A 6,483-nucleotide genomic window follows, 5' to 3' on the forward strand; every position below is an offset into this window, starting at 1 on the left:
GTAGACTGATTGGAGTGCAATCATGCAACTTTATAAATTGAACGAGTACGAATGATTGTCTCCCTGCCACTGCAAGGTGTTGTTAAGGTGGAATGAAAAGGGGTGACACGCACCCCAACGTCTAGCTCATCAACTTGTTAGTGCAGCTATATATATCCCGAAGCCCGCTCAATGGATGCAATCCTATTACTCTGCAGCGTCATCCAACACAGCCTTCGGATCCATCAACGTACTCGGGTTGAAAATCTGCTCAAATACTAAGGAGAGTCGCTCTGCTGTCTCGCTCCAGTTCTCTACCTTGAAGGAGGCTGGCGTGTAGCCTTCGCTCAATTCCAGCATGTTGTAGAACACCTTCTTCAGCTCGTCATCCTGCAGTTTCTCGCTTTCTACGACGCTTTTCAGTACAGGCAGCTCGTAATCAAGGCGCGCTTTATTTGCTTCTTCACTCGTCCAGAACTTAATGAACTCCCATGCAGCTTCCTTGTTCTTCGAGTTCTTCGACATGGAGATGCCGGAAGAGGATACAATACTGACAGCGCTTCCATTCTTAAAAGCTGGCAGCTCGACAATCCCGAAATTAATCCCCGCTTCCTTAAGCCCACCAATCGACCAAGCGCCATTCGTAAACATCGCTACTTTGCCGGATTTCATTTCAGTAGAGCCCGAGCCCTCAGTCGTAATGGCATAGCCATCCTTCAGCATGTTCTGGAACATTGCAAGCACTTCAATCGATTTGTCACTGTTCAGGTTACCCTGCAGACTCCCGTTATCACCGACGTAAGCGGTTCCATTTCCCCATAGAAACATTTCAAAATCATACGGATCAGGCGTTCCAGAGAATGCAAAGCCGCTGATGCTCTCGTCAGGGTTGTTCAGCTTCTTGGCTGTCGCCTGCAGATCATCCCATGTCCAGCCGCTCTTTGGATAAGGCACACCAGCCTTGTCAAATAGATCTTTGTTGTAATACACAACATGTGTGGTATAGCCAACAGGGAGCCCTAATACCTTGCCGTCTGCCGAGTTATAGTTCCAAAGGGTTTCGTAGTAATTGCTCTTGAAGTCAGCGCCCTCTTTCTCCAAATAGGAGTCTAGCGGCTCCAGTGCTTCCTTATAGGTCGGATAATTCCACATGTACATGACATCCGGTGCATCATTCGCCCCCATTCCCGCAGCAATCTTCGTATCGTACTCACTTCCGTATGCTTCCAAGCTGATGGCAATATCCGGATGGGTTTCATTGAACTTGTCGACAAGCTGCTGCTGCAGCGTCAGGTTCTCCTCGGAATCCCAAGTAGCGAATCGAAGCGTGGCCTTTCCAGCCTGTTTACCGTCCTGCGATGAACTTCCCGTGTCTCCTCCTCCGCATGCTGTTACAAATAAAGTCGTTAGGATAAGGACAATGAACCATGATTTACCCTTCATCTCTCGCATGAAAAGCACCCCTTAATCGTTTTGGTTTGGTAATCCTAGACATTACTCTACGTTCTGGAATGGAATAAGCTTGAGTACAGAAACGTAACGACGAACAATACTCTTCCTGTCTATAAGCATTCATGCTGGCGATGGGATATGGATGGCGTCTTTTCTTGGGGTATGGATCCCTTCCAGCATGGGAAGAGGTTGATTTTTATTATAGAAATCGTTTTAGTAAAAAGTCAATATATTTTACTAAGTATAATCCACTAATATTACCTAATATATTGAAGTTGAATAAATATTTTAACAACAAAACTCCATATCAATCATAAATAGAGGGTGTAAAACAAGGAATAAGTCTGCTCCATTTAGTTAAATAAAATAATTTTACTAAAAACTTTGTAGTAAAACTCCATATTTTCGAGCGCTAAAAAATTTTTAAAGCAGAAAATTTGCTCGCTGTAAAAGAAAAGAAAAAGCCCTCTTTACTAGAGGGCTTTTCATCAAATGGTGTGGTAGGAATCTATTTATAATAATCGTGATTCCAGCCTGATTTTAGCCTATCCGATAGCTTATCAAGTATGGTATTCGTTCAACTTCCAATTGGTTTTTCCACAATCTCAAATACCACTCTGTCAAGCTCCAGATTATCATTTTCCGTTCGATATTCCGCTTCTCCAACATACACCGCTTCATATCTGCCAGGAGGAAGCTTCAGGCCGCTGAATACAAGCGTTCCGTTCGGCTGCTGCACGTTATTTGGCTTAAGCTTAGCTAAAGCCTCGACGGATTTCCCTAGATTCATCCCTTCTGGGTACAGGCCGATCCAATCTTCGCCTACCGAGCTTGTATAGGCAACCTGAATCGGTTCGCCTGTTGCATACGTATCTTGCACCAACTGAATCGTAGGGTTGCTAATGGTCAGATCCGGATCAATAGCAGGATCTACAGCCGGGACGCTTGCAGATAAATCGACTTCGTACTGAGCATTGGCTATCCAAGCGTCATTTAGAAAATCTCGACCTTTTACCAGCACTTTATGCTCATACACTTCGACGACATAGCCCTGGCTTCCGCTTTTATGCTCATTTTGATCCGTCCATAGATAAGAGGCCGCTCCTGCATTAAACATCGTCGCGTATTTTGCATTGTACATCGTATCCTTCGACCCAATCTCCCAGTGCGTATGCCCGGTAAATAAAATAGCCCTTGGATGCTTCGATAGCAGCAGCTTTAGCTCCTTATCCTGTCTTACGCCATACCAGCTATTCGCTTCATGATAGGATTCATTGGCACCGGATACGGTATTTCGCAGAGGCTGATGGTGGAACAAAAATACGGGCTTTCCGCTGGACATATCCTCCGAAAGCTTCTCTTCAAGCCACTTGAGCTGCGTTTTCGAAAGATAGGAGAAATCCTTAAGCCCTCTTTCTGTCCCAAGGAAAATAAAATGGTAGCCTTTGATCCAAGCATCATAGTAATGAGCATTCATGCCGGTATACTTCATGAATAGTTCTGAAAATTCCGTCCAGTCGCCCCAGCGGACATCATGATTGCCCTGCACGAAGCACGTTTCCGGCAGTGCATGCTGGTAGGTATGGAAGATTCGGCGCAGCTCCTGATACTGATCCTCTCTTCCGTTGTCTGTCGCATCGCCAACAATCATAAGCCCGTCGCTTGCGGGCTTCATCGACGTTATATCTTTCAACACATCCACTAGATTCTTATTGTGTGTATGCTCCTTGTCGTTAGTGATGTGCAGATCTGTAATAACGTGGAATCTCATCTTCGGCTGTTCTGTGAAGTCTACATGCGGAATAAAGTCCATCCGTGTGCCTCCTTTTATCGATAACATGAAGAGTGCCAAACCACAACTTCATCATTCATCACTTGAGAATACCTATATGCTCGTCCTTCAACCGTTATTCCCTGCAAGGCTTTACGTGCTGGAAGCAGATCCTGATCCTGTATTACGCACCTAGCAAACGCTTACAATAATAAGTTCAATTTTAGATCTATTAAATGCGAGTTCGAAGGTAAAATTGCATCTACCTGCGGAGTTTTGCTCTATTTAAGAAATCCCTCCTCTTGCCTTTTATCCATTCGTGTATGAATAAGAACACTGCACCATCATTCTACCTCAGGTAAAAGGTATTGTATGTTAATTTTGGATGACAATATAAAAGTCGACCATAATGGCCGACTGTCTTTAGGTAGCTTATATCTTCTAAGTACTACTTGTATATCTGCATTTCGGGTAGTTGCTGCATCCTTTGAACATCCCATTCTTCCCTTTTCGCAAAACAAGTTGTCCTTTACATCGAGGGCACATTCCGGAGTCAGCCATTTTTCGATCCTGAGCTAGCTTCTCTTTAATATCACGCACATGTTGCTTACGCTCTTTATGAGAATGGACAACCCCTGTAGCTAATTTTTGATGCATATCTGCTACTTTCTCGTCAGTAAGACGAATCGTTTGATATTTCCTGATGGTAGAGAGTAATTGTGGAGAGCGGATAACATCGGTGTTCATATTCTCCAGTTTTAATTCTGCCCTTGTTCCAAATACGATGATGGAGATAAAAGTGACCGATGAATCTTCTAAGTAACCTTCTAAAGCTTTAATATGACCGTAATTTTGCCTTATGGGATTATAGAGCTTCTCTTTGCGCTTGTATATCACTTGTGTCCAATACTGTGAGTGCTCGCTCCCTATAATCCACCCTTTGTAGTTTTTTGTCTCAATTACAAAGACACCATACGGAGATATCACGAGGTGATCGATCTGAGATGTCTTTCCATCCGGTTGTTTGATCATTACATCATGAAGCACTTTATAGATCTTAGGGTCAAGCTTAGCTAACTTTTGCTTTACCGAGGCTTCACCCATCATTCCTATAACTTTCGGGGATTTTAATAAAAGGGTAAGAACGATGAGTACCGCAAGCAGGATATACACCATTATTGTAATTCCTTTCATGATAAAAACGCATTAAATAATATTTTGTATATTTTAACATTTATAGTAATGCTGCTCACGAGCCCTTGCAATGAAATAGTTGGTAATAAGGAAGAAAAGTTGATCTTTGGCCTTTTATCATCGTATTTTTGAAAACTTAAGTGAATGTTAAGGATTTCGGCCTGAAAAGTTTAAGCAGCACATGGTAAACTGTCAGATACCGGAAAAGAACCTTTAGCAAGCAGGATATGGTATATTTACAGCATAGTTGTAGCAACCATAGAGGTAAAAATAGAGGTGCAAAATCATGTCCAGAGAAACAATTCTACTCGTTGATGATGAGAAAGAAATCATTGAATTGATGGAGATCTACTTAAAAAATGAGGGTTACGCCCTTTATAAAGCTTCAAATGGGCTAGAAGCCCTGCACATTCTCGAGAACCATGAGGTTGATCTTATTATTCTCGATATTATGATGCCGGAGATGGACGGCATCCAGGCCTGCATGCGAATTCGTGAGCAGAACAACACGCCGATCATCATGCTCTCGGCGAAAAGTCAGGACATCGATAAAATTGCCGGACTAAGCATTGGAGCCGACGATTATGTCACGAAGCCTTTTAATCCGCTGGTGCTTGTCGCACGAGTGAAGTCCCAGCTTCGCAGATATAAGCATTTGAATCATCGGGAAACGAAAAATAATGATCACGAAATTGTTATTGATGAGCTGGTCATCAACACCGCGACCCATACGGTTACCGTGGATGACCAAGAAGTTAAGCTTACGCCTCGGGAATTCGCGATCCTGAAGATGCTTGCCGTCAATCAAGGCATCGTGCTCAGCATGGACAAGATCTATCAGGAAGTGTGGAACGAGCCCTTCATGGATTCGAAAAATACGATCATGGTTCATATCCGAAAGATTCGTGAGAAGATCGAGAAGGACAAGCAGAATCCTCGGTTTATTAAGACCGTATGGGGTATCGGGTACAAAATGAAATCGTCAAAGGAGCTGTGATATACAGGCATGAAGCTGTTCAACTCGATAAGATGGAGATTCCTCCTTATACACATCCTTAGCATCTTGCTGACGGCTCTCGTCCTGCTGCTTGGCCATTTGCTTGCGAATTACATTATGCAGTTCCGTTCCATCAACGATCCGCTTATATGGGTGATTAATAACATTGGATCAACGCCAACCATGGTCATATCTGGCATGGCTTTATATCTCTTTTTCTACATTTTATTAAGCCGTCCGCTCGTCCAATATACAAAAGACATCGCCAATGCGCTTAAGCTTATGGCCAATGGCAAATATCATGAGCCCGTACTGGTGCAAGCGCCTAATGAACTTGGAGCGATCGCAGCCAATGTGAATCTTGTTGCCGAGGAGCTCAATGACTATCTAAAGGACATTAACCATGGACTCCGAGAAATAGCGAAGGGGCATTTCCACTACGATATCCCGGTCAAGCCTGATCATGACCTCGGCATCATTGCAGAGAGCATTAATCGGATGAGCGATCAGCTGCATCATTCCATTCAGGAAGAACGCACGGCAGAGAAGACCAAGAACGACTTGATCACCGGGGTGTCGCATGACCTTCGCACACCATTGACTTCAATTCTTGGATTTCTTGAGCTTATTGAGAAGGACCGATACGTCGATGAAGTGGAGCTCCGTTATTATGTCGGCATCGCCTATGAAAAGTCCGTCACACTTAAAAAGCTGATTGACGATTTGTTCGAATATACCCGTATTAACAACGGCATGCCGCTGGATCTACGGCCGCTCGATATGAAGGACTTCTTCCAACAGCTTGCAGAGGAATTTGTTCCGAATCTTGAAAGTGCCGGCATGTCCTGCCGCGTCGATGCACCAGATCATCCTGTTATGATCCGAGCCGATGGAGACAAGTTGGTTCGAGCCTATGAGAATCTCATCTCCAATGCTATCCGTTATGGAAGTGCTGGCAAGCGAGTCGATATTCGCATCCTTGAAAAGGACAACCATATCGTGATCCAAGTTTTGAATTATGGCGATCCCATTCCCGAACGGGATCTGCCATTTATCTTTGACCGCTTCTACCGAGCGGATCAATCCAGAT

At 43.9% G+C, this 6,483-nt stretch carries 5 protein-coding genes; 2 read left to right on the top strand and 3 right to left on the bottom strand.

Annotation, left to right across the window (positions count from 1 at the left end):
* Positions 1 to 186 precede the first annotated feature (186 nt).
* The 3 genes from I2H74_RS14205 to I2H74_RS14215 form a co-directional block, all read right to left on the bottom strand.
* Positions 187 to 1,431 carry an ABC transporter substrate-binding protein gene (locus I2H74_RS14205; protein ID WP_195574711.1) on the bottom strand — a complete coding sequence of 415 codons (1,245 nt, stop codon included), beginning with the start codon at positions 1,429 to 1,431 and terminating at the stop codon, positions 187 to 189.
* Positions 1,432 to 2,008: 577 nt separating this feature from the next.
* Positions 2,009 to 3,244: a metallophosphoesterase family protein gene (locus tag I2H74_RS14210; RefSeq protein WP_195574713.1), complete on the bottom strand. Its 1,236-nt coding sequence runs from the start codon at positions 3,242 to 3,244 to the stop codon at positions 2,009 to 2,011.
* 399 nt (positions 3,245 to 3,643) lie between these two features.
* A complete protein-coding gene (locus I2H74_RS14215) occupies positions 3,644 to 4,396 on the bottom strand; it encodes an NERD domain-containing protein (protein WP_195574715.1) in 753 nt (250 codons plus the stop codon).
* Between the two features lie 286 nt (positions 4,397 to 4,682).
* On the opposite strand from I2H74_RS14215, the gene I2H74_RS14220 reads away from it, so the two are divergent.
* A complete protein-coding gene (locus I2H74_RS14220; RefSeq protein ID WP_195574717.1) occupies positions 4,683 to 5,393 on the top strand; it encodes a response regulator transcription factor in 711 nt (236 codons plus the stop codon).
* A 9-nt stretch (positions 5,394 to 5,402) separates the two neighbouring features.
* The coding region (locus I2H74_RS14225; protein ID WP_229106672.1) for a sensor histidine kinase at positions 5,403 to 6,483 on the top strand (1,081 nt) is incomplete at its 3' end.

The sequence above is a fragment of the Paenibacillus sp. 1001270B_150601_E10 genome, assembly GCF_015558675.1.
In the GTDB taxonomy this organism is placed as follows: domain Bacteria; phylum Bacillota; class Bacilli; order Paenibacillales; family Paenibacillaceae; genus Paenibacillus_B.

What these genes read in the sequence shown, in the direction of transcription:
- I2H74_RS14220 (WP_195574717.1), top strand. Translation starts at nt 4,683, where the DNA reads ATGTCCAGAGAAACAATTCTACTCGTTGATGATGAGAAAGAAATCATT.
- I2H74_RS14205 (WP_195574711.1), bottom strand. Translation starts at nt 1,431, where the DNA reads ATGCGAGAGATGAAGGGTAAATCATGGTTCATTGTCCTTATCCTAACG.
- I2H74_RS14215 (WP_195574715.1), bottom strand. Translation starts at nt 4,396, where the DNA reads ATGAAAGGAATTACAATAATGGTGTATATCCTGCTTGCGGTACTCATC.
- I2H74_RS14210 (WP_195574713.1), bottom strand. Translation starts at nt 3,244, where the DNA reads ATGGACTTTATTCCGCATGTAGACTTCACAGAACAGCCGAAGATGAGA.